The organism is Streptomyces sp. NPDC051684 (assembly GCF_044453445.1).
Lineage (GTDB): Bacteria > Actinomycetota > Actinomycetes > Streptomycetales > Streptomycetaceae > Streptomyces.
Genome location: NZ_JBITCS010000007.1, coordinates 113616 through 136030 on the forward strand (window position 1 = coordinate 113616; position 22415 = coordinate 136030).

Genomic DNA, 22415 nt, shown 5'->3' on the forward strand with positions numbered 1-22415 from the left:
GGGCCCACTGTCGCGCGCGAGGAGCAGACAGGTCCATCGAAAGTTTTCGATGTGGCCTTTCAGTCCTGCTGAACGGTCAGGGCCTCCAGGACGTGCCGCACGGCCGTCCCCTCCTCCGAGCCCTTCCGTACGGCCGCCACCACGTGCCGTACGGGACGGTCCGCGCCGAGCGGGCACATCACGACGCCGTCCCTGCGCGCCGCCGCCATCCGCGGCACCAGGGCGACGCCCATCCCCGCCTCGACCATGGCGAGGATCGCGGTCCAGCCGGCGGCGCTGTGCGCCTGCTCCGGCACGAACCCGGCGGCCTCGCACGCGTTCGTCGTGATCTCCGACCAGGGTCCGGAGCCGCCGAAGATCCACGGCTCGCCCGCGAGATCGGCGAGCCGCAGTCCGGGCTCGCCCGCCAGCGGATGCCCCACCGGCAGCGCGACGTCCAGCGGGTCGGCGAGCAGCGGCACCCGCGTGAACTTGGGGTCGCGGGGCGTCGGCGCGTGCGCGGCCAGCGACAGGGCGAGGTCCACGTCGCCGGTGGCGAGCAGCTCGTACGCCTGCCCCGCCTCGGCCTCCCGGACCCGGACGGTGATGCCGGGGTGCGCCGAGCGCAGCTGCCGCACGGCGGGCACGACGAGCGCGGGCACGGCGGTGGAGAACGCGGCGACCCGCACGGTCCCCGTCTCGCCGTGCGCCCACTGCGCCAGTTCGGCGTCGGCGCGCTCCAGCTGGGCGAACACGGCCTCCGCGTGCCGCAGTACGAGCTGCGCGGCGTCGGTGAGGCGGACCCGCCGCCCCTGCGCCTCCAGGAGCGGCACGCCGAGCTGCTTGGCGAGGTTGGTGAGCTGCTGGGAGACGGCGGACGGTGTCATGTGCAGCGTCTGCGCGGTGGCGGTGACGGTGCCGCACTCCCGCAGGGTGCGCAGGACCACCAGCTTCTTCACGTCCCACCGGTCGGGTCCCGGCACTCGCTTCTCGCTGCTCATACGCCACAACGTATCCGCTTGCGCGGCGGTCCTACGCTGACCTCATGGCACCCTCCGCGCACCTGCGCCCGGCCCGCCCCGACGAGGCGGCCCAGCTGTCGGCCCTCGCGCTGCGCTCCAAGGCCCACTGGGGTTACGACGAGGCGTTCATGGCGGCGTGCGTGGCGGAGTTGACGCTGCACCCGTCCGAGGTCGTGCGCCGCCGCACAACGGTCGCCGAGTCCACCGGCGACGGGGCCGGCCGGATCCTCGGCCTGGTGACGCTCGAAGGGGCGCCGCCGGTGGGCGAGCTGGGCCTGATGTTCGTGGACCCGGACGCGATCGGCCTCGGGGTCGGCCGGCTGCTCTTCGAGCACCTGCGGGAGGCGGCGCGGGCGGCCGGGTTCCGGGCGGTGGGCTGGTCGGCGGACCCGAACGCGGTCCCGTTCTACGAGGCGATGGGCGGGCGGCACGTGGGCGTGACGCCGTCGGGCTCGATCCCGGGGCGCGCGCTTCCCTTGATGGAGTTGCGGCTGTGACGCTCAAGCGAGCAGCCGCGGCACCGCCCGCACATAGACGACCATGCCGACGACCTCGACCAGTGTCTGGGTGACGACGACCACCGCGGCGACGGCCAGCGGGTCCGGGAGGGACAGGGCGAGGGGCAGGACGACGAGCGAGTTGCGGGTGGCGCCGGTGAACACGACGGCGCGGCCGGCGGGCACGTCGAGCCGGAACAATCGGGCGACGGCCCGGCCCGCGAACGCCATCACCAGCAGGAACAGCACATAGAACGGCACGACGCGCGCCACGTCCCCGAGGTTGTCGTCCAGCTTGGGGAGCTGCGAGGCGACGACGGTCAGCAGGGTGGCGGCCATCAGCGGCACCATCGCCGTGCCCACGGCCTCGGACACGCGCCGCCCGGCCCGGCGGCGGGCGGCCCAGGCCTGGGTGAGCCAGGCGAGCGCGAGCGGGGCGACGATGAGCGTGAGGAACGCCCGGACGAAGGGCCCGGCCTCGACGACGTCGCCCAGCCCCTCACCCATGAACACGTACAGATACCCGGGCAGCAGCACCATCTGCGCGAGGAGCAGCAGGGGCGTGGCCGCGAGGAGGCGTTGGCTCGCGGCGCCCGCGATGCCGCTGAAGACGATCACGTAGTCGACGCACGGGCAGAGCAGCACGAGCAGTACGCCCAGGCGTACGGCGCGGTCGTCGGGGAGGAACGTGAACATGGCGGCGACGACGAGGGGGACGACGAGGAAGTTGACGCCGAGCGCGGCGCCCAGGAAGCGGCCGGCGCGCAGCGACCGCATTAGCTCCGCTGCGGGGACCTGGAGGAAGGTGACGTAGAGCAGGGCGGCGAGCACAGGGTTGATGCCCCTTTCGAGCCCGCCCCCGACGCCGGGGCCGGCCGCCCCGACGACCCCTCCGGTCACCATCGCCCCCACGTACACGGGCACCTGATGCCGCTCCACCCACTCCGTCACACTCACGCCCCGACGGTATCGGCCCACCACAGCGACGCGTCCCGCCGCCTGCGGGGAACCGGGATCCGGCCGAGGAACGCGGCGGCACGGGCCCGCAGCGCCGGTGCCGGTATTTCAAGCCCCGCTCTTGGACGAGACACGCGGGGTCCGGGGCAGAGCCCCGAGGCCCGGGGGGGCGGTCGACCGGTCAGGGCAGCTGCTTCAGCCACTCCGCCAGCAACCCGTTGACCTCCACGGGACGTTCCTGCTGAAGCCAATGGCCCGCCCCGTCGAGAACGTGGGACCCGCGCAACCCCGGCAACGTCACCGGATACGCCGCAATCGCCTCCGCCAGCCACGTCGTCGACGCATCCCGCCCACCCCCGATGAACAACGACGGCTGCTCGATCGCCGCCCCGTCGTACGCCGCGAGATCCTCCCAGTCCCGGTCCATGTTCCGGTACCGGGCGAGCGCCCCGCCCACCCCCGTACGCTCGAACTCGCCCGCGTACAGGTCGAGTTCGGAATCACCCAGCCACCCCGGCCGACCCCCGGGGAACCGGTCCCGCAGCCGCCCGCCCCGCGTAAGGAAATGCGGGTCCGCGCCGCCGGGCCCCGGCATCGTGTCGGCGGACAACGCCGCGTAGAACCCGGCCAACCACCCCCGCACATCCGGCTCGATCTCGGCCTCCGCACGCCCCGGCTCCTGGAAGTACGAGACGTAGAACTCCTCCGCGCCCCCGCCCATCCCGGCGAACACCTCACTGGGCCGCGGCCCGCCCCGCGGCGCGTACGGCACGCTCAGCAGCCCCACCGCCCGGAAGACCTCCGGCCGGACCAGCGCCGACGTGGCCGCGATGTTCGCACCCCAGTCGTGCCCGATCACGACCGCCGACTCCTCGCCGAGGGCCCGCACCACGGCGACGTTGTCCTCGACGAGTTCGAGCATCCGGTACGCGGCGATGTCGTCCGGCCGCGAGGACCGCCCGTACCCCCGCACGTCGACGGCGACGGCCCGGTACCCGGCGGCGGCGAGCGCCGGAAGCTGCCGGCGCCACGAGTACCAGGACTCCGGGAAGCCGTGCAGGAGCAGGACCAGCGGCTCCGCCCCCTGTTCCACGAGGTGGACACGCCCGGCCGGCGAGGGCACGAGGCGGTGGATCGGTTCGGGCAGCTCGGGCAGCTCGGGCAGCTCGGGCATCGTTTCCTCCGGCTCGGGGGGGCTCAGTACGTCACCCCTCGATCCTGCCGCTACGCCCGGTCGGCCCCCGCCTTTGTTGCCGTTCCGGCAAACCGTGGCGAGGCGACCGACGCCAGCACCACCCCGCCCAGGATCAGCGCCATGCACCCCACCTGCGCCCACCCCATCGACTCCCCGAGGACGAGGTACGAAAGGACCGCCACGCACACCGGCTGGAGGTAGTACACGACGCCCGCCCGCGCCGCGCCCACCAGCGCGATCGCCTTGTTCCACGCGAAGAACGCGACGGCCGACGACACCACGCCGACGTACAGCAGCGGACCGACCGTGCCCGCCCGCACCTCGAACCCGCCCTGCACCGCCACGCTCGCCACGTACACGGGCAGCAGCATCAGCGCGCCGAGCACGAACGTCGTGAACAGGAAGGCGACGCCGCCGAGTTCGCGCGGCTTGCGGCGCAGCAGCGCGCTGTACGAGCCGAAGCAGCCGGCCGCCGCGACCACCCACAGGTCGCCGGGCGCGAAGTCGGGCGTGAGGGAGCCCTTGCTGACGAGGAGGACGACGCCCGCGCAGGCGATCAGCGTTCCGGTCACCCGGCGCGGTCCGAGCCGCGCCCCGCCGAGCCGCTCGTACACCGCCATGATCACCGGCGACGCGGCCATGATCATGCCCATGTTGCCCGCGGAGGTCGTCATCCCGGCCTGGTTGACGAGGGTGTTGTAGGTCGCGATGCCGAGCAGCGAGGCCAGCGCCACGAACCCGAAGTGCCGCCGCAGCGCCGCCCGTTCGCGCCATGCCGCCCGCACCCCGAACGGCGCCACCGCCGCGATGGCCACGATCCAGCGCCAGAACGCGTGCTGGATCGGCGGCACGCTGTCGTGCAGCCCACGCGCGGTGACGAAGCTGCCGGACCAGACGACCGTGGCGAGTGCGGCGAGCGCGAGGCCGACGCCGAGCCCGCCGGCCGCGCGGCCGGCCGCCGCGCTCGGCTCGACGGGTGTACGGGTACGGTCCAGGACTGCCATCAGGGTCGGGCCTCTCGCGCTCGGGTTCGGCTGTCCCGTTACCGTCGCAGCGCCCCACCCATCATGTCCATCGAAACTTTACGCCATATACGTTCAGAATCACTGAACGAAGCTACCCCTCCAGGTAAGCCAGGACCGCCAGCACCCGCCGGTTGTCGCTCTCCCCCGGATACAGGCCGAGTTTCGTGAAGATGTTCCCGATGTGCTTGGTGACGGCCTTCTCCGTGACGACTAGGGACTCCGCCACCCCGGCGTTGGACCGGCCCTGCGCGAGCAGCGCGAGCACCTCGCGCTCGCGGCCGGTCAGCGAGCCGAGCCGCTGGTCGCGGACCTTGCGGGCGAGCAGCTTCGACACCACCTCGGGGTCCATCGCCGTGCCGCCGCCCGCCACTTGGTGGATGGTGCGCAGGAACTCGGAGCCGTTCGTGACCCGGTCCTTCAGTACGTAGCCGACCGCTCCCGCGCCGTCCGCCAGCAACTCCCGCGCGTACAGCGGCTCCACGTACTGCGAGAGCAGCAACACCGGGAGACCCGGCACTCGTTCGCGGGCTTCGAGGGCCGCACGCAGGCCCTCGTCGCTGAAGTCGGGCGGCAGCCGGACGTCGACGATCGCGACGTCCGGCCGCTCGGCGACGAGGACCTTGCGCAGTTCGGGGCCGTTGTCCACGGCGGCGACGACCTCGTGCCCGTACGCGCCGAGGAGCCGCACGAGACCGTCCCTCAGCAGGAAGTGGTCTTCGGCGACGACAACACGCACGGCACCTCCATGGAGATCTGGGTCGGCCCGCCGGCCGGGCTGTTGACCGCGAGGACGCCGTCGAAGGTGGCGAGCCGCCGCTCGATGCCGGCGAGGCCGCTGCCCCGGGCCGGGTCCGCGCCGCCCCGGCCGTCGTCGGTGACGGCGACCCGGAGGGCCATGGTCCCCGCGTCGTAGGCGATGTCGATCCACAGCCGCTCGGCCTCCGCGTGCTTGGCCGCGTTCGTGACGGTCTCGGCGACCGCGAAGTAGACCGCGGACTCGACCGGCGGCTCGGGGCGGGCCGGCAGGTCGACCGTGACCTCCGCGGCCAGCGGGCTGAGCAGCGCCAACGACCGTACGGCGTCGCCGAGTCCGCGGTCGGCGAGGACCGGCGGGTGGATGCCGCGGACCAGGTCGCGCAGTTCCTGGAGCGCCGCGGACGAGGAGGCGCGGGCCTCCGCGAGGAGCGCCCGGACGGCCTCAGGGTCGTCGTTCAGGCGGTGCTCGGCGGCGTCCAGGGTCATACCCATCGCGACGAGCCGGGCCTGCGCCCCGTCGTGCAGGTCCCGCTCGATGCGGCGCAGTTCGGCGGCCGACGTGTCCACGGCGTCGGTGCGGGTCGCGGACAGATGGGCGATGCGGGCGGCCATCAGCTCCTGCTCGGTCGGGGAGAGCGTGGCGCGCACGAAGCGGGCGTGCCGGTCGACCATGGAAGGCGCGATCCACAGACCGGTCTTGGCGAGGGCGAGCCCGAGCACGCCCGCCATGACGCCGGTCGGCACGTCCCTGACGGGGATCGCGGTGTACCAGAGGCCGTCCCACCCGGCGTTCTGGGCCAGGTCCGCGCCGAAGAAGGCGAGGAAGACGCCCCACAGGCCGAACAGGACGAGGGCTCCGGGAACGCAGGCGATGAGGCCGCCGACGAAGGAGTACATCGCGGTCCAGCGCCACTCGCGGAACCGCTGGGCGTCCCCGAACACCCAGCGGTAACGGGCGAGCGGACCGAGGCGCTCCTTCTCCTTGCCGAGCACCGGCGCGGGCGCCGACTCGACGGTGATGCCCGACCACTCGGCCGCGAGGGCCCGCTCGCGGTCCACGACGCGGCGCATGCCCCCTGCGGCCCAGGGCAGCAGGCCCGGAACCGGCGTCCACACCGCGATGTGCAGCAGCGACGACCAGTGCAACGCCACCATGGACAGCCACCACAGCCGGTGGCACCGCCTGACCGCCTCGACCCGCTTCATGTCCCCGGCTCCCCCAACTCGACCGCGTTCCCGGCTGATTGCCGCTACCGGAACGAGTATCCGGCGAACTCCTCCGGCAGGTCGGTGGACTTAACTCCCCCATCCGGCACCGCGTCCGACGCCCACGCCGCGTATCCGTCGGGCCGTACCAGCAGCACCGTGCCCCGCTCGCTCGCCCAGTGCGTGACCCGCACGGAGTCGCTCTTGTAGGCCTCGCCCCGGGGCAGGACCAGCACGAACTGGCCCGCGCGCAGGGCCTCGTAGAGCCGCGAACCGCCGTCGAGCGCGATGTCCGGCACCCGCTTGCCGACGAGCGCGTGGGCACCCCGGGCGGACGGGTACGCGAAGCCGATCCCGGTGATCTGGCCGACCGCGCGGCGGCGGGCGGGCCGGGAGCGGCTGACGGCCGTGGAGAGGACCGAGCGGGCCGCGAGCGTCCAGGGGCGCTTGGCCATCGCCAACCGGACCAGGCCGCCGCTGCTGCGCAGCACCGCATTGCCGACGGGGTGGCGTTCGGTCTCGTAGGTGTCGAGGAGTTCGACCGACGCCCGGCCGCTCACCACCGCCGCCAGCTTCCAGCCCAGGTTCGCCGCGTCCTGGATGCCCGTGTTCATGCCCTGGCCGCCCGCCGGGGTGTGCACGTGCGCGGCGTCCCCGGCGAGGAGCACCCGGCCCACGCGGTACTTCGGTGCCTGCCGTTCGTCGCTGTGGAAGCGGGACATCCAGCGGGCGTCGCGCATGCCGTAGTCCCGGCCGAGGGCGAGCCGGGCGGTCTCCTTGATCTCTTCGAGGTCGAGCGGGGCGTCGTCGGACACGTCGTGCGCGCGGTTCCAGGCGATCACCCGGTAGTAGCCGTCGCCGAACGGGGCGATGAAGGCGAAGGCGTCGCCGACCGTGTTCACGGTGAGGACGTTGTCGGGCTGCTCACCGAGCCGCACGTCGGCGAGGACGACCGAGCGGATGACGGACTTGCCGGGGAACGGCAGCCCCACCGCGGTCCGTACGGCACTGCGCATGCCGTCGGTGCCGACGACGTACGCCGCGCGCAGGTCCTTCGACTCCCCCTGCGCGCGTACGTGCAGCGTGACGCCGTCCGCGTCCTGCGCCAGGCCCGTCACCTCGGTCTCGTACGCGAAGGTGACCCCGGCGTCGACGGCCCGCCGCTCCAGGAGCTTCTCGACCTCGTACTGCGGGACGACGAGGAGGTGGTTGAAGCGCGAGGGCAGCTCGGCCAGTTCGAGGAAGAGGCTGCCGAACAGGCGCAGCCGCTGGAGCTGTTGGCCCTTGGCCTCCAGCTCGTCGGCGAGACCCCGCGCGTCGAGCTGTTCCAGCGTGCGGGCGTGCACGGCGAAGGCGCGGGAGAGGTTGCTGATCTGGTGGGGGCGCCGCTCGACGAGGGTGACGGGCACGCCCGCGGCGGCGAGGTCCCCCGCGAGCAGCAGTCCGGTCGGGCCCGCACCGACCACGATCACTGAACCGGTGGTGCGCGATGAGCCAGTGCTGTCCATGAGGCCTCCAGAAGCGGTCACGCCCGGATCGACCCGCCCATCCTGCCCGCACAGACGCGTCGAGGGCACCCGCCGCGACCGAACGCGGCGGGTGCCCTCGACGGGGAAACCTCGGTGGAGCCGGGCCTCAGCCCTGCTTCGGCTGCTTGCGGGACTTGTCGCCCAGCGCGACCAGACCGGCGATCACCAGGAACAGCACGATCGGCGTCACCACGTACAGGCCGAGCGTCTCGATCACGCTCAGGCCGGTACCCGGGTCGTCGCCGTCGTCGCGCGTGAGCGCGAGCGCGGGGGACGACATGAGCAGCATCATCAGCGTCGTACCGGAGGCCAGGGCGCCGGCGCGCAGGGCGTTCTTCTTGTCCACGAGCCCAACGTAGCGAACGCCTAAACCGGCCGCGCGTCCGGGGGGCCTGTAAGGGGCACTTCGGCTCCCGCGCGCGGCTCCGTGAACACCCCGAGCAGGGCGTGCGCGCGGGGCGATGCGGCCAGTTCCTCAAGGGTGACGGGGCGGCCCGCGGCGTCGGCGACGGGCAGCCGCCAGTTCGGGTACTCGGCCCAGGTGCCGGGCAGGTTCTGCGGGCGCCGGTCGCCGACCAGGTCGGGCAGCCACACCCCGATCATCCGGGCGGGTGTGCCGCGCAGGAACCGGTGGACGGCGCGCACCGCCTCCTCCTCGTCGTGGCTCCCGCGCGCGAGCAGGCCCGTCCGGGCGAACAGGGCGAGCCACTCGGCCACCTCCGCCGCCGCCTCGGCCCCGCTCGCCGTCGACAGCCCGAGCCGCTCGCGCAGCCGTACGTCGTCGCCGCTCAGGCGGGCGGCGGTGGACGGCAGATCGTGGGTGGTGGCGGTGGCGACGCAGTCCGTGCGCCACGCCTCGGCGGGGACGGGCCGCCCGTCGCCCTCCCAGTCGCGCTCGAACCACAGCACCGAGGTGCCAAGCACCCCGCGCGCGTGCAGCGTCCCGCGCACACCCGGCTCGACGGTGCCGAGGTCCTCCCCGATGACGTACGTGCCCGAGCGCGCCGCCTCCAGGAGCAGCACGGCGAGCATGGCCTCGGCGTCGTAGTGGACGTACGTGCCCTCGGTCGGGGGCTCGCCCTCGGGGATCCACCAGAGCCGGAACAGGCCCATCACGTGGTCGATGCGGACGGCGCCCGCGTGCCGCATCAGGTTGCGCAGCAGGTCGCGGAAGGCGGCGTAGCCGGTCTCCGCGAGGCGGTCGGGGCGCCAGGGCGGCAGGCCCCAGTCCTGGCCGCGCGCGTTGAACGCGTCCGGGGGCGCGCCCACGCTGATGCCCTGCGCGAAGACGTCGCGCTGCGCCCACGCGTCGGCGCCGCCGGGGTGCACGCCGACGGCGAGGTCGTGCACGAGCCCGATCGGCATGCCCGACTCGCTCGCGGCGCGCTGCGCGGCGGCGAGCTGCCCGTCGGTGAGCCAGGCGAGGCGGCAGTGGAAGTCGACGCGGTCGAGGAGCTCCCGGCGGGCGCGGTCGGTGGCCGCCGAGCGCGGGTCCTGGAGGGCGGCGGGCCAGGTGTGCCAGTCGGGTCCGTGCACCTCGGCGAGCGCGCAGTACGTGGCGTGGTCCTCCAGGGCCGTGCCCTGCGCGGCGAGGAAGTCGCAGTAGGAGGCACGGCGGCCGGGGGTGAGCGGCACCGCGTGGATCGCTTCGAGGGCCGTCCGCTTCAGCGCCCACACCGCGTCCCGGTCGATAAGGCCGCCCCCGGTGAGCACCGCGGCGCGCAGCCGGGCGGCCTCCGCGGCGTGCTGGGGGACGTACGCGTACTCGGGGATGTCCTCGATCCGCAGATGGACCGGGTCGGGGAAGCGGCGCGAGGAGGGGCGGTACGGAGAAGGGTCGGTCGGGTCCGTGCCGCCGCCGGGGACCGCCGCGTGCAAGGGGTTGACCTGGAGGAATCCGGTGCCGTGGGTGCGGGCCGACCAGGACGCCAGGTCGGCCAGGTCCGCGAGGTCGCCCATGCCCCAGGAGCGGGTGGACAGCAGCGAGTAGAGCTGGACCAGCAGGCCGTGGGTGCGCCGCGGCGGGGCCGGGGCGGCGGGCGGCGCGGCGATGAGATGGGCCTCGGCGGTGCGCCCGTCGGGCGCGGCGACGCGCAGCCGGTGCGCGCCGGGCGGCGTGGCGGTGCCCGGGTCCCAGGGGTCGAAGCGGTCCCCGCCTTCGGGCCGCAGCCGCAGCTCGGCCCCCGCGGGCAGGCCCGCCACCCAGTGCGGGACGCCGCCGTCGGCCCATGCCACGACCGTCGGCGGCAGCAGCCGCTCGGGCGCCTCGGCGGGGTCGTCGGTGACCGGCACGCCGAGCGCCGCGAGGGCCGCCGTCACCGCCGTGTCCGAGGCGTGGACGGTGTGGCCCGGTGCCGGGGAGTAGGACGTGGCGACTCCGTGCAGCGCGGCGAGCCGGGCCAGCGTCATGGGCTCAGGCGAGGCCGCTCGGGCAGCCCGCGGCCAGGCCGTTCGGGGTGGGCTCGGAGGTGAGCGGCGCCTCGTCGTTCATGGGCGGCTCGGAAGTCAGTGGGGCGTAGTCCGTGAAGGCGGGCTCGCTGGTGAGGGGCGATTCGAAGGAAGAGGTGCTGGTGACGTCGGCGTCGTCGAGCATGCTGAGGTCCGCCTGTTTGGAGAGGGCCGAGAGCAGGAGCTGAGCTGATGCGGCCACGGGGGCCTCCTTCGTCGTAAGGCGTCGGGAGTCGAAGCCCTACCCAGAAGGTACGGGCGCAGACCTTTTCCGTGGGACAACGTGTTGCTGGTCACATTGTGTACGACGAAAGGAACTTGACCAGAGGGCCGGGAAAACCGAAAAAACTCCCGTGCGACCAGGCAACTCGTCGGTAGGGCCGGTTCCCGCCCATCGACGGCTCCCTCCCTTCTATCCTTGTGCCTCTTGAGTCGAATTCGAACCCATGAGGAGTACGCCGTGCAGCTCCGGCGCAGGAAGAGGGCGGCCGCCCTCGCGGTCGCCGTCATCGCCGGGACGCTGGGCGGGGCCACGGGGGCCGCGGCCGCTCCGCCGACCCCGGGGACGTCCACGGGCGACCTGAAGCCGGACGCGAAGCTGCCCGCGGTGTGGCCGCGCCCGCAGTCCCTCAAGGCTTCGGACGAGGCGGCCGGGGTCGCGGTCCCGGACCAGGTGACGCTCCTGGTGCCGCCCGGTTCCGACACGTATGCCGTGGACGCGCTGCGCACGGCGCTGGAGGACGCGGGGGCGCGGGACGTCCGACAGGTCCACGCCGAGGCCGACGTGCCCCGCGACGCGCGGCTCGTGGTGCGGCTCGCCACCGAGTCCCCGCAGGCCCGCACCGGCGCGGGCGGCTACCGGCCCGACTCGGGCAGGGCGAAGGCCGGCCCCCTCGACGCGACCCTGCGGGGCCTCGGCGCGAGCGCCCGCGGCGATCTGCCGTCCGGCGGCTACCGGCTCGCCGTGGGCCGCGCCGCGGGCACCCCGACCGTCGCCATCGAGGGCATCGGGGACGACGGCCTGTTCCACGCGGCGCAGACGTTCCGGCAGCTGATCGACGGGCGGACCGTCGCGGGAGTCGTCGTACGCGACTGGCCGGGCACGGCGGTCCGCGGTCTGACGGAGGGTTTCTACGGCACGCCGTGGACGACGCGACAGCGTCTGGAGCAGCTCGACTTCATGGGCCGCACCAAGCAGAACCGCTATCTGTACGCGCCCGGCGACGACCTGTACCGCCAGGCCCGCTGGCGCGAGACGTACCCGGCCGCCCAGCGCGCCGACTTCCGCAAGCTGGCCGAGCGGGCCCGCGCCAACCACGTGACGCTCGGCTGGGCGGTGGCCCCGGGCCAGGCGATGTGCATGTCGTCTCCGGACGACATCAAGGCGCTCACCCGCAAGCTCGACGCGATGTGGGCGCTCGGGGTGCGGGCCTTCCAGCTCCAGTTCCAGGACGTGTCGTACAGCGAGTGGCACTGCGAGTCGGACGCGCGGGAGTTCGGCTCGGGGCCCGACTCCGCGGCGAAGGCGCAGGCGAAGGTCGCGAACGCCGTGGCGAAGCACATGGCGGCCCGGCACCCGGGCGCCGAGCCGCTGTCCCTGATGCCGACCGAGTACTACCAGGACGGCACGACGGAGTACCGCACGGCACTCGCCCGCGACCTGGACGACGCGGTGGAGGTCGCCTGGACGGGCGTCGGCGTGGTGCCGCGCACCATCACCGGCGGTGAACTGGCGGGCGTGCAGAGCGCGTTCGGCGGCGGGCACAGGCTGCTCACGATGGACAACTACCCGGTCAACGACTTCGCGCAGGACCGGATATTCCTGGGCCCGTACATGGGCCGGGAGCCGGCCGTGGCCTCCGGTTCGGCGGCGGTCCTCGCGACGGCGATGGAGCAGCCCGCGGCCTCCCGCATCCCGCTGTTCACGACCGCGGACTACGCCTGGAACCCGCGCGACTACCGGGCGCAGGAGTCCTGGCGGGCGGCGATCGACGATCTCGCGGACGGCGACGGGCAGACGGAGCAGGCGCTCCGCGCCCTCGCGGGCAACGACGCCTCGTCGGTGCTCGGAGCGGACGAGTCGGCGTATCTGAAGCCGCTGATCTCGGCGTTCTGGACGGCGCGCACGACGACGGACGCGGACGGCAACAAGAAGGCGGCGAAGGCCCTGCGGGACGCGTTCACGCAGATGCGCCGCACGCCCTCGGCGCTCGACGGCACGGAGTTGGACTCCGAGGTCCGGCCCTGGGCCGACACGTTGGGCCGCTACGGGCAGGCGGGCGAGGCCGCGGTCGACATGCTGGAGTCGGCGGGCCACGGCGACAAGGCGGCGGCGTGGAAGGCGGCGCGCCGCCTGGCAGACCTGCGCGAGGACGTGAAGAAGTCGAACGTCACGGTCGGCAAGGGCGTCCTCGAACCGTTCCTGAAGCGGGCCGAGAAGGAGTTCGCCTCCTGGGCGGGCACGGATCGCGCGGACGCGTCGAAGGGCGCGAAGGCCGAACTCCCGCGCCCCCGCGCCCTGTCCACGGTCACGGTCCTCGCCGACCCCGGTACCCGGGGCACGGTCGAGGCGCACGTTCCCGGCGAGGGCTGGAAGCGGATCGGCGCGCTCGCCGGCGGCGGCTTCACGGAACTGACGGCGCACAACACGCGCGCGGACGCGGTACGGGCGCGGGGCGCCTCCGACGACGCGGTCGCCCACATCGTCCCCTGGTACGCGGACTCCCCCGCGGCCTCCGTCACCCTGGCCCGCACCGAGGCTGACCTGGAGATCGGCGGCAGGACGGAGCAGGTGACGGCACACCTGACCGGGCAGCGGCCCGACAACGTGCGCGGGCAGCTCACGGCGAAGGCCCCGCACGGCATCAAGGTCGAGCTTCCGCACCGGTCCGAACTCCCGCGCGGCACGAAGGTCGACGTGCCTGTGAAGGTGACGGTCCCGGCGGGCACCCCGGCGGGCACGTACGAGATCGCCCTGCGGTTCGGCGACGAGACCCGCACGTTCGCGGTCCGCGCCTACCCGCGCACGGCAGGACCCGACCTGGCCCGCTCCGGCAAGGCCTCCTCCTCGGCGGACGAGACCCCGGACTTCCCGGCGAAGGACGCCAACGACGGGAAGGCCGACACCCGTTGGTCGTCCGTCGTGAAGGACGGCGAATGGTGGCAGGTGGAACTCGCCGAGCCGACCCGCCTGGGCCTGGTCACCCTCCACTGGCAGGACGCCTACGCCAAGCAGTACCGCGTCCAGACCTCCCCCGACGGCCGCACCTGGCGCACGGCGGCGACCGTGCGGGACGGCCAGGGGGGCCACGAGTCGGTGCGCATGGACGCGAAGGACGTGCGCTTCGTGCGGGTCGTCGGCGACAAGAGGGCGACGCAGTACGGGTTCTCGCTGTGGAGCGTGGGGGCGTACGGGGTGGCCGCGGACCGCCGGGACTGATCCGGCGGGGCGCCCTGCGGGCGCAGCGGCAAACGGAGTTGGTCCTCCTACTTTCCCCGACCTCCGCCTCACTATGTACTCGATGCATATACGCCGTACATACTGCCGCCATGAGCACCCGCCACGTCCTGCTGGGGCTGCTCGCCGACGGTCCACGCCACGGCTACGACCTCAAGCGACGGCACGACGAACGCTTCCCGCAGGCCCGCCCCCTCGCCTACGCGCAGGTCTACACGACCCTGCAACGACTGGTCCGCGACCACCTGGTGGAGGTCGACGGCACCGACTCCGACGGCGGGCCCGAGCGCACGTTGTACCGGTCGACGCCCGAGGGCAGCCGTGAACTCCTCGACTGGGCGCAGGAGATCACCGCACCCGCCCCGCACGTCGCGAACGAGATCTTCGCCAAGGTCGTCGTCTCCATCCTGGTCGCCGACCAGGGCGCGGACCCCGCCGCCCACCTGCTGGCCCAGCGGGCCGCGCACATGACGCGGATGCGCGAACTCACCGCCGTGAAGAGCGACCCGGGCGCCGACCTCACCACCGTCCTCTCCGCCGACTACGCACTCGTCCATCTCGACGCCGACCTGCGCTGGATGACCACCACCGCGGCCCGGCTCACCACCTTGACCGCGGAGGTCACCGCAGCATGAGCACACTCCTGACCGCCGAAGGGCTCACCAAGTCCTACGGCAGAACACCCGCGCTGCGCGGCGCCGGTGTCGACGTCCGCCCCGGGGAGATCGTCGCCGTCACGGGCGCCAGCGGGAGCGGCAAGTCGACCCTGCTGCACTGCCTGGCCGGCATCGTCCGGCCCGACCAGGGCTCGGTGACGTACGACGGCGGGCGGCTCGACCGGTTCGACGAGGAGCGGCTCAGCGAGCTGCGCCGCACCGAGTTCGGGATCGTCTTCCAATTCGGCCAGCTGGTACCGGAGTTGGACGCCATCGACAACGTCGCCCTGCCGCTGCTGCTCGCGGGCCGGTCGCGCGCGGCGGCGCGGGCGGAGGCCGACGCGTGGCTGGAGCGGTTCGGCGTACGGGGTCAACGCGACGCGCGGCTCGGCGAGATGAGCGGTGGGCAGAGCCAACGGGTGGCGCTGGCGCGTGCGTTGGTGACCGGACCGAAGGTCGTCTTCGCCGACGAGCCGACCGGCGCCCTCGACTCGCTCGCCACCGAGCAGGTCCTCGCGTCCCTGGTCAACGCGTCCCGCGAGACGCACACGGCCGTGGTGCTGGTGACGCACGAGGATCAGGTGGCGGCCTACGCGGACCGGGAGGTGCACCTGCGCGACGGGGTGGTGCAGGAGACCTCCGTGCCCGCGGTGGCGGTGACCCGGTGAGCGCCTCGTCCGATCTGCGCCTCGCCTGGTTGCTGATCCGCGGCGCGGACCGCATGGAGCGAAGACGGGCCTTGCTCACGGCGCTCGGCGCGGCCGTGGCGACGGGGTTCGCGTGCGCGGCCCTGGCGCTCGCGAGCGTGCGGGGCCAGGTCTGGTTCCCGTACGGGAACGGCCTGTTGGACCAGCCGGGCACTCGGCACGGTGTCGCCGCCGGGCTGCTTCTGCTGCTCGTCCCGGTGCTCGGCTTCCTCGGCCAGTGCGCCCGGATCGGGGCGGTCCACCGGGACCGGCGGCTCGCCGGGCTGCGGCTCAGCGGGGCGAGTCCGAAGCAGGTGCGGCGGATCGCGGCCCTGGAGGCCGGGGTCGCGTGCCTGGCGGGAACGGTCGCCGGGGGCGCGGTGTTCGCGGCGGCCGTGCTGGGCCTGGGCCGGGCCGTCGATCCCCTGGCGTGGCTGGGCGTCGCCGTCGTGGTGCTCGCGATGCCGGTGCTCGGCGCCCTGGTCAGCGCGGTGGCGCTGCACCGGGTCATCGCCTCGCCGCTGGGGCATGTGCGGCGACAGCGGGCGGGGCGCGGGCCTGGGCCCGTCCTCGGTCTGCTGGTGCCCGTCCTGCTCGTCGTCCTCGGTGCGGGCCTGATCCTTTCCCTCGGCGGGCTCGGCACACGCGCGTCCCTGCCGCTGTTCGTCGTCGGCGCCTTCGTGCTGAGCGGGACGGGCGCCGTCTGGGTCGCGGGGACGTCCGCCCGGACCATCGGAAGGCGGCTCGCCCCGCGCGCCGAGAGCCCCGCCGTGCTGCTCGCCGCGCACCGGCTCCAGGAGGACGCGTGGTCGGCGGCCCGCAGCCACGCGGCGGTCATCCTGGTCACCGTCTTCGGGGTCGGCCTGGTCGGCATCCGGGAGATCCTGCTCGGCCAACTGGCGGCGAACGCGGCGGAGACCGGCGAGCCGCAGAACGTCGGCTACTACGCGTACGGCCTGAACCTCACCGCCGTCGCCGTCCTGATCGCCCTCCTGATCGGCCTGTCGGCGCTCGCCGTCGGCACCGGCGAGTCGCTGTCCGCACGGCGCCGGGCGCTCGCCGCGCAGGCCGCGGCCGGTGTGCCACGCCGGATCCTGACGCGGGCCCTGCTCCTGGAAACGGGCCTGCCGCTGGCCCCGGCGCTCGTCCTCGCGACCGCCGGCGGCACGGCGATCCACACGGCGTACGCCATGCTCTCCCACCTGCCCGTCCCGTGGGCGCTGCCGCTCCTGGTGCCGGTCGGCGTCCTCGCGTCCTGTCTGCTGGCGACGGCGACGGTCCTGCCGCTGCTGCGCCGCTCGACGCACCCCTCGTACCTCAGGGCGGCGTGACGGCTCCTCATACGAAGGCGGGGCGCGGGAGAGAGTCTCCCGCGCCCCGCCTTGTCGTGCGGATGCCTACTTCGACAGATTCGCCGGCGGTATCGGCGACGCGGCCAGCGACTGCGGCGACGTGGCCGACGCGTAGGCGGACGGGGCCGACACGCCTGCCGACGGGTCGGCCGCTGCCTCGCCGTCCACCTGGGCCGGGACGCCGCCGACGATGCGGATGCCCGCCTCGTCGAAGGCCTGCTTGATGCGCCAGCGCAGCTCGCGCGAGATGGTCAGGGCCTTGCCGGGCATCGTCTTGGCGGAGACGCCGACCACCATGGAGTCGAGCAGCACGCTGTCCAGGCCGAGCACCTCGACAGGGCCCCAGAGCATCTCGTTCCACGGCTCGGACTTGCTCATGTTCTCGGCGACCTCGGTCAGCGTCGCCCTGACCTTGTCGAGGTCCTCGTCGGCGCGGACCGTGACGTCGACGGCCGCGGTCGACCAGCCCTGGGAGAGGTTGCCGATCCGCTTGACCTCGCCGTTGCGCACGTACCAGATCTCGCCCTCGGCGCCCCGCAGCTTCGTCACGCGCAGGCCGACCTCGATGACCTCGCCGGAGGCGACACCGGCGTCGATCGTGTCCCCGACGCCGTACTGGTCCTCAAGGATCATGAAGACGCCGGAGAGGAAGTCGGTGACCAGGTTGCGCGCGCCGAAACCGATCGCCACACCGGCCACACCGGCGGAGGCGAGCAGCGGCGCGAGGTTGATCTTGAAGGCGCCGAGCACCATGAGGGCCGCGGTGCCCAGGATCACGAACGAGGCGACCGAGCGCAGCACGCTTCCGATGGCCTCCGAGCGCTGGCGCCGTCGCTCGGTGTTCACAAGAAGCCCACCAAGTGCGGTGGTGGCGCCGCTCTCGCCCCGCCGGTTCATCCGGTCGACGAACTTGGTGATGGCGCGGCGTATCACGGCGCGCAGCACGAAGGCGATGACGACGATCAGCAGGATCCGCAGACCCACGCTCAGCCAGGTGGACCAGTTCTGCTCGACCCAGCCGGCGGCCTGTCCGGCCTGCTCCTGGGCGTCCTTGAGGGTGGGTTTCGCGGGGTCGGACGAGGCGTCGCTCGCCCCCGTTCCCGACAGGACGGACAAGATCACGGCAGTACCTCCAGGCGTAGCCATCTGCCCGCCTCGCGGCGATGCTCGGGGACAGGAGCGGGCAGACCCACCACACTAACGGGGCATTGTGTGTGGATCATCGTCACATTCGGCGGAGAGACGGTGCTCACGCGAAGCCTCGTGGCGCGCCAAGGGACTTCACCGGTCCCGGACCGGGAAGAACAGGACTTGTGGTCGAAAACACTCCAAGGCCGTTACGCGGACATGGTGGCGCCATGACCAGCCGTGAGGGGACACTGGCCAGGAGATCGTCCCGGCGCGAGCCACGCGCCGCCGGCGTACAAGGAGGCATCCGTGCCGCATGTCCTGGTCCTCAACGCGTCGTACGAGCCCCTTGGCGTCGTACCGCTCCGCCGCGCGCTCGTACTCGTCCTCGAGAACAAGGCCACGTGCCTCGAGGAGTCCGGCGCCTTCATGCACAGCGCAACACGTACCGTCGCCGCTCCCAGCGTCGTCCGGCTCAAAAGGTTCGTCCGGGTTCCCTACCGGGGGCCCGTTCCGCTGACCCGACGCGCACTGTTCGCCCGTGACGGCGGCCGGTGCATGTACTGCGGTGGCGTCGCAACCAGCGTCGACCACGTGATCCCGCGCAGCCGCGGGGGTCAGCACGCCTGGGAGAACGTGGTGGCGTCGTGCCGCCGCTGCAATCACACGAAGGCCGATCGCCATCTGGTGGAGATCGGCTGGCGCCTGCGCCACAAGCCCGCCCCGCCCTCGGGGCTCGCGTGGCGGATCATCGGGACCGGACATCGGGATCCGCGCTGGTTGCCGTATCTGCAACCGTTCGGCGCGGACGAGGCCCTGGCCCGGATCGAAGGCATCTCAGCCTGACGTCGATCCGGGTTTTTTGCCGTCCGGCACACCGTGAGGGGCCGCGCACACGAAGTGCGCGGCCCCTCACCTATTGACCGCACCCGTACGGGCGGCTTACTTTCCTCGCACCCCAATAGGAAAGTTTCCTAACAGTACGAGGAGGCGGGCTCCCGCAATGGCGCACACCGCGGCCGGTCCCCCCGGCACCCCCAGCGTCCTGCGCGCCATGAACGACCGCGCCGCGCTCGACCTCCTCGTCGCCCACGGCCCGCTCACCCGCACCCGGATCGGCGAGCTGACCGGCCTGTCCAAGCCGACGACCTCGCAGCTGCTCGGCCGCCTCGAAGCGGCCGGACTCGTGCGGACCACCGGCAGCCAGAGCGGCCGGCCGGGCCCCAACGCCCTGCTGTACGAGATCGATCCCGGCGCCGCGCACGTCGCCGCCCTGTCCGCGGACCCCACCGGGATCACCGCGGTCGTCGCCGACATCACCGGCGCCGAACGCGGCCGCCGCCGCATCGAGGCCAAGGCCGTCAGCGAGGACGTGCGGCACCGCACCGCCCAGCTCGTCGCCGAGGCCACCGACGGGGCACTGCGCCAGGCGGGCCTCGGCCACGGCGACCTGACCGCCACGGTCATCGGCACCCCCGGTGCCATCGACCCGCACACCGGGCAGCTCCGCTACGCCCCGCACCTGCCGGGCTGGCACTCCCGCACGCTGCGCGACGACCTCGCCCAGGTGCTCGGCACCCCCGTCTCCATCGAGAACGACGTCAACCTCGCCGCCATCGCCGAGCAGTACGAGGGCGCCGCGCAGGACCATGACGACTTCGTGCTCGCCTACGTCGACGAGGGCGTCGGCGCCGCGATCGTGCTCGGCGGCACCCTGCTGCGCGGAGCGACCGGCGGCGCGGGCGAGATCGGCTACATGCCGCTGCCGGGGGCTCCGCTCGCGCGCGGCGGTTCCGACTCCGTCGCCCGCTCGGACGGGGGCGGCGGACTCCAGAGCCTGGTCGCCGCCGCCGCGGTCCGTGAACTCGCGGGCGGCGTCAAGGACTTGGATGAGGCGATGCGCGACGAGCGGGTCGTCGAGGAGGTGGCCCGCCGGCTCGCGACCGGGCTCGCCGCGGTCGTCGCCGTCGTCGACCCCGAACTCGTCGTCCTGTCGGGGCACGTCGCCCGGGCCGGCGGCGACGCCCTGCGCGACCGCGTCGAGGAACAGCTCACCGGACTCGCCCTGCCCCGCCCCCAGCTGCGCATCAGCGACCTGCCCGGCGACCCCATCCTCACCGGCGCCCTGCGCACCGCCCTCACCCAGGCCCGCGACCGCGTCTTCGACACCAGCAACCCCGCGTAACCCGCTCCACCGCAGGTCCCCCAACCCCCGTACACGTAAAGGACGTTCGCCATGCCGCGATGGCGCATACCCCTGCGCGCGCCCGTAGGGCTCGCCGCGGCCGGACTGCTGCTCGCCGGCTGCGCCAATCCGAGTACCGGCAGCGCCGCCGACGACCCGACGAAGCCCGTGACGCTGAAGTTCTGGCACGGCTGGTCGGCGCCCGGCGAGGTGAAGGCGATCAACGACTCGATCGCCCGCTTCGAGAAGCTGCACCCGAACATCAAGGTGAAGACCACCGGCAATGTTTCGGACGCCACCACCAATCAGGCCCTGCGGGCCGGTGGCGGCGAGGCCCCCGACGTCGTCTCCTCCTTCACCACGAACAACGTCGGCCAGTACTGCGACTCCGGCATGTGGGTCGACCTCGACCCGTTCATGAAGAAGACCGGGCTCAAGAAGGACGAGGTCTTTCCGAAGTCACTGCTGGACTACACGAGTTACCGCGGCAATCAGTGCGCCCTGCCGCTGCTCGCGGACGCCTTCGGCATGTACTACAACAAGGACGCCTTCAAGAAGGCGGGCATCGAGCGGCCGCCGCGGACCATGTCCGAGTTCGTCGCCGACTCCAAGAAGCTCACCGTCAAGGACGGCTCCTCGTACAAGCGCGTCGGTTTCATGCCGGACTTCCGGCTCTACCAGAACAGCCCGGACCGGCTGTTCGCCCAGTGGGGGCCCAAGTACTTCGACGCGCAGGGGAATTCGCGGCTCGCGAAGGAACCGGCCACGTACGAATTCTTCAAGGAGGCCAAGAAGCTCCGGGACGCGCAGGGCGGATACAAGGCACTTGAGCGGTTCCGGACCTCGTTCGGCGACGAGATGTCGAACCAGAACGCCTTTCTCAGCGGGAAGCTCGCCATGCACATGGACGGCGAGTGGCGCGGGCTCATGCTGAACGACGCCAAGGCGAAGTTCGACTGGGGCGTCGCGCCGCTGCCCGTCCCGGACGACCAGGCGAAGACCTACGGTCGCGGCTATCTCACCGGCACCGTCGCCGGCATCGCGCACAGCAGCAAGCACCAGAACGCGGCCTGGGAACTGGTGAAATTCCTGACCGCCGACACCGACCAGGTCGTGAAGTTCGCGAACGCCATTCACAACGTGCCGTCCACCTACGCCGCGCTCAAGTCGCCGAAACTGGACGCCGATCCGACGTTCCGCACCTTCCTCGGCATCGCGAAGAACAAGTACAGCCAGGTGATGCCGCCCTCCACCAACGGCGGCATGTACATCGCGCAGCTGCAGGACTTCAGCTACGGCGAGGAGGCCGGTGAGGTCTCCGACCTGAAGTCCGGTCTGCGGCGCCTCGACAAACTCATCGACGCCGACACCCTGCAGTCGCAGAACTGAGGAGCGCGCCATGGCACTCACCCTTTCCCGGCCCGCGCGCCGCAGACTGCGCACCGTGGGCTTCCTATCCCCCTGGCTGATCGGATTCAGCGTCTTCTTCGCCTATCCGCTGCTCGCCACCGTCTATTTCTCGTTCATGCACTACAACCAGATCAAGGCGCCCACCTTCGTGGAGCTGCGGAACTGGGTGTACGTGTTCCGGGACATGCCGCTCTTCGGGCCCGCGCTGTGGAACACGGTGTGGCTCGTCGTCGTGATGGTGGCGCTGCGCGTGGTGTTCGGGCTCTCGCTCGGCCTGCTCGTCACGAAGATCAAGAGCGGCGTCGGCTTCTTCAGGACCGCGTTCTATCTGCCGTACCTGGCGCCGCCTGTGGCCGCGACCGTCGCCTTCGTCTTCCTGCTCAACCCCGGCAGCGGTCCGGTCAACGAGATCCTCGCCAAGGTCGGCATCGACGGACCCAACTGGTTCAACGACCCGACGTGGGCCAAGCCCTCGCTGGTCCTGCTCTCCCTCTGGGGCATCGGCGACCTCATGGTCATCTTCATGGCCGCGCTGCTCGACGTGCCGAAGGAGCAGTACGAGGCCGCCGAGCTCGACGGCGCGGGCCCCTTCGCCAAGTTCCGCTACGTGACCTGGCCCTCGATCACCCCGATCGTCATGTTCGCCGTGGTGACGGGCGTCGTGCAGACCATGCAGTACTACACGCAGGCCCTCGTCGCCGGAAAGATCGCCTCGGGCATCTCCATCGGCCCCGGCTCGGTCATCCAGCCGGGCTACCCCGACCACTCGACGCTCACCGTCCCGCAGCTCGTCTACTCGATGGGCTTCCAGAACTTCAACACCGGCGCGGCGTGCGTGCTCTCGCTCGTCCTGTTCGCCATTGCCATGGCCGTGACCTCGCTGCTCATGCGCAAGCGCTCGGGTCTGCTCGCGGCGGAGGACTGATC

The 22415-nt window shown here is 72.6% G+C and carries 20 protein-coding genes; 9 read left to right on the top strand and 11 right to left on the bottom strand.

Annotated features, from left to right (window positions below; genetic code table 11):
* Positions 1 to 59: 59 nt before the first annotated feature.
* Positions 60 to 980, bottom strand: a complete 921-nt coding sequence (locus ACIA8D_RS11070) for a LysR family transcriptional regulator (protein ID WP_399230834.1) — start codon at positions 978 to 980, stop codon at positions 60 to 62.
* A gap of 44 nt (positions 981 to 1024) precedes the next feature.
* Here ACIA8D_RS11070 and ACIA8D_RS11075 point away from each other — a divergent pair, with 44 nt between their 5' ends.
* The gene (locus ACIA8D_RS11075) at positions 1025 to 1498 is read left to right on the top strand and encodes a GNAT family N-acetyltransferase (RefSeq protein WP_399230836.1); all 474 of its coding nucleotides are present in this window, start codon (positions 1025 to 1027) and stop codon (positions 1496 to 1498) included.
* Positions 1499 to 1501: 3 nt separating this feature from the next.
* On the opposite strand, the gene ACIA8D_RS11080 is transcribed toward ACIA8D_RS11075, so the two are convergent.
* The 9 genes from ACIA8D_RS11080 to ACIA8D_RS11120 all read right to left on the bottom strand — a co-directional run bounded on the left by ACIA8D_RS11080 (position 1502) and on the right by ACIA8D_RS11120 (position 10816).
* Entirely contained in the window at positions 1502 to 2401 is a 900-nt protein-coding gene (locus ACIA8D_RS11080) for an arsenic resistance protein (RefSeq protein WP_399231063.1), read from the bottom strand.
* 235 nt (positions 2402 to 2636) lie between these two features.
* Positions 2637 to 3629: an alpha/beta hydrolase gene (locus tag ACIA8D_RS11085; RefSeq protein ID WP_399230838.1), complete on the bottom strand. Its 993-nt coding sequence runs from the start codon at positions 3627 to 3629 to the stop codon at positions 2637 to 2639.
* A 50-nt stretch (positions 3630 to 3679) separates the two neighbouring features.
* Positions 3680 to 4654, bottom strand: a complete 975-nt coding sequence (locus tag ACIA8D_RS11090; protein WP_399230840.1) for a DMT family transporter — start codon at positions 4652 to 4654, stop codon at positions 3680 to 3682.
* A gap of 112 nt (positions 4655 to 4766) precedes the next feature.
* Positions 4767 to 5411: a response regulator gene (locus tag ACIA8D_RS11095; RefSeq protein ID WP_399230841.1), complete on the bottom strand. Its 645-nt coding sequence runs from the start codon at positions 5409 to 5411 to the stop codon at positions 4767 to 4769.
* Positions 5375 to 6637: a histidine kinase gene (locus ACIA8D_RS11100; RefSeq protein ID WP_399230844.1), complete on the bottom strand. Its 1263-nt coding sequence runs from the start codon at positions 6635 to 6637 to the stop codon at positions 5375 to 5377. The genes ACIA8D_RS11095 and ACIA8D_RS11100 overlap by 37 nt, the downstream gene beginning before the upstream one ends.
* A gap of 44 nt (positions 6638 to 6681) precedes the next feature.
* The gene (locus ACIA8D_RS11105) at positions 6682 to 8145 is read right to left on the bottom strand and encodes an FAD-dependent monooxygenase (protein ID WP_399230846.1); all 1464 of its coding nucleotides are present in this window, start codon (positions 8143 to 8145) and stop codon (positions 6682 to 6684) included.
* A 127-nt stretch (positions 8146 to 8272) separates the two neighbouring features.
* Entirely contained in the window at positions 8273 to 8512 is a 240-nt protein-coding gene (locus ACIA8D_RS11110; protein WP_385769334.1) for a hypothetical protein, read from the bottom strand.
* Positions 8513 to 8532: 20 nt separating this feature from the next.
* Positions 8533 to 10575 (bottom strand): 4-alpha-glucanotransferase, encoded by a 2043-nt coding sequence (gene malQ, locus ACIA8D_RS11115; protein WP_399230848.1) that lies wholly within the window; start codon positions 10573 to 10575, stop codon positions 8533 to 8535.
* 4 nt (positions 10576 to 10579) lie between these two features.
* Positions 10580 to 10816 carry a hypothetical protein gene (locus tag ACIA8D_RS11120; protein ID WP_356376799.1) on the bottom strand — a complete coding sequence of 79 codons (237 nt, stop codon included), beginning with the start codon at positions 10814 to 10816 and terminating at the stop codon, positions 10580 to 10582.
* Positions 10817 to 11074: 258 nt separating this feature from the next.
* Here ACIA8D_RS11120 and ACIA8D_RS11125 point away from each other — a divergent pair, with 258 nt between their 5' ends.
* From ACIA8D_RS11125 to ACIA8D_RS11140, 4 genes are all read left to right on the top strand, one after another.
* Positions 11075 to 14053, top strand: a complete 2979-nt coding sequence (locus ACIA8D_RS11125; protein WP_399231065.1) for a beta-N-acetylglucosaminidase domain-containing protein — start codon at positions 11075 to 11077, stop codon at positions 14051 to 14053.
* 110 nt (positions 14054 to 14163) lie between these two features.
* On the top strand, positions 14164 to 14706 hold the full coding sequence (locus ACIA8D_RS11130) for a PadR family transcriptional regulator (RefSeq protein WP_399230851.1): 543 nt from the start codon (positions 14164 to 14166) through the stop codon (positions 14704 to 14706).
* On the top strand, positions 14703 to 15395 hold the full coding sequence (locus tag ACIA8D_RS11135) for an ABC transporter ATP-binding protein (protein ID WP_399230852.1): 693 nt from the start codon (positions 14703 to 14705) through the stop codon (positions 15393 to 15395). Before ACIA8D_RS11130 ends, ACIA8D_RS11135 begins: the two co-directional genes overlap by 4 nt.
* Positions 15392 to 16744, top strand: a complete 1353-nt coding sequence (locus ACIA8D_RS11140; RefSeq protein WP_399230854.1) for an FtsX-like permease family protein — start codon at positions 15392 to 15394, stop codon at positions 16742 to 16744. Before ACIA8D_RS11135 ends, ACIA8D_RS11140 begins: the two co-directional genes overlap by 4 nt.
* A 66-nt stretch (positions 16745 to 16810) precedes the next feature.
* Here ACIA8D_RS11140 and ACIA8D_RS11145 read toward each other — a convergent pair whose 3' ends face one another.
* Positions 16811 to 17887 carry a mechanosensitive ion channel family protein gene (locus tag ACIA8D_RS11145; RefSeq protein WP_399230856.1) on the bottom strand — a complete coding sequence of 359 codons (1077 nt, stop codon included), beginning with the start codon at positions 17885 to 17887 and terminating at the stop codon, positions 16811 to 16813.
* 315 nt (positions 17888 to 18202) lie between these two features.
* On the opposite strand from ACIA8D_RS11145, the gene ACIA8D_RS11150 reads away from it, so the two are divergent.
* The 4 genes from ACIA8D_RS11150 (at position 18203) to ACIA8D_RS11165 (ending at position 22413) form a co-directional block, all read left to right on the top strand.
* Positions 18203 to 18739, top strand: a complete 537-nt coding sequence (locus ACIA8D_RS11150; RefSeq protein WP_326023161.1) for an HNH endonuclease — start codon at positions 18203 to 18205, stop codon at positions 18737 to 18739.
* Between the two features lie 157 nt (positions 18740 to 18896).
* Positions 18897 to 20078: an ROK family protein gene (locus ACIA8D_RS11155; protein ID WP_399230858.1), complete on the top strand. Its 1182-nt coding sequence runs from the start codon at positions 18897 to 18899 to the stop codon at positions 20076 to 20078.
* Between the two features lie 51 nt (positions 20079 to 20129).
* Positions 20130 to 21467, top strand: a complete 1338-nt coding sequence (locus tag ACIA8D_RS11160) for an ABC transporter substrate-binding protein (RefSeq protein ID WP_399230860.1) — start codon at positions 20130 to 20132, stop codon at positions 21465 to 21467.
* Between the two features lie 10 nt (positions 21468 to 21477).
* Positions 21478 to 22413 carry a carbohydrate ABC transporter permease gene (locus ACIA8D_RS11165; RefSeq protein ID WP_399230862.1) on the top strand — a complete coding sequence of 312 codons (936 nt, stop codon included), beginning with the start codon at positions 21478 to 21480 and terminating at the stop codon, positions 22411 to 22413.
* Positions 22414 to 22415 lie beyond the last annotated feature (2 nt).

Coding starts and splice junctions, on each gene's coding strand:
- ACIA8D_RS11070 (WP_399230834.1), bottom strand. CDS start 980: ATGAGCAGCGAGAAGCGAGTGCCGGGACCCGACCGGTGGGACGTGAAG.
- ACIA8D_RS11075 (WP_399230836.1), top strand. CDS start 1,025: ATGGCACCCTCCGCGCACCTGCGCCCGGCCCGCCCCGACGAGGCGGCC.
- ACIA8D_RS11080 (WP_399231063.1), bottom strand. CDS start 2,401: ATGGTGACCGGAGGGGTCGTCGGGGCGGCCGGCCCCGGCGTCGGGGGC.
- ACIA8D_RS11085 (WP_399230838.1), bottom strand. CDS start 3,629: ATGCCCGAGCTGCCCGAGCTGCCCGAGCTGCCCGAACCGATCCACCGC.
- ACIA8D_RS11090 (WP_399230840.1), bottom strand. CDS start 4,654: ATGGCAGTCCTGGACCGTACCCGTACACCCGTCGAGCCGAGCGCGGCG.
- ACIA8D_RS11100 (WP_399230844.1), bottom strand. CDS start 6,637: ATGAAGCGGGTCGAGGCGGTCAGGCGGTGCCACCGGCTGTGGTGGCTG.
- ACIA8D_RS11105 (WP_399230846.1), bottom strand. CDS start 8,145: ATGGACAGCACTGGCTCATCGCGCACCACCGGTTCAGTGATCGTGGTC.
- malQ (WP_399230848.1), bottom strand. CDS start 10,575: ATGACGCTGGCCCGGCTCGCCGCGCTGCACGGAGTCGCCACGTCCTAC.
- ACIA8D_RS11130 (WP_399230851.1), top strand. CDS start 14,164: ATGAGCACCCGCCACGTCCTGCTGGGGCTGCTCGCCGACGGTCCACGC.
- ACIA8D_RS11135 (WP_399230852.1), top strand. CDS start 14,703: ATGAGCACACTCCTGACCGCCGAAGGGCTCACCAAGTCCTACGGCAGA.
- ACIA8D_RS11155 (WP_399230858.1), top strand. CDS start 18,897: ATGGCGCACACCGCGGCCGGTCCCCCCGGCACCCCCAGCGTCCTGCGC.
- ACIA8D_RS11160 (WP_399230860.1), top strand. CDS start 20,130: ATGCCGCGATGGCGCATACCCCTGCGCGCGCCCGTAGGGCTCGCCGCG.
- ACIA8D_RS11165 (WP_399230862.1), top strand. CDS start 21,478: ATGGCACTCACCCTTTCCCGGCCCGCGCGCCGCAGACTGCGCACCGTG.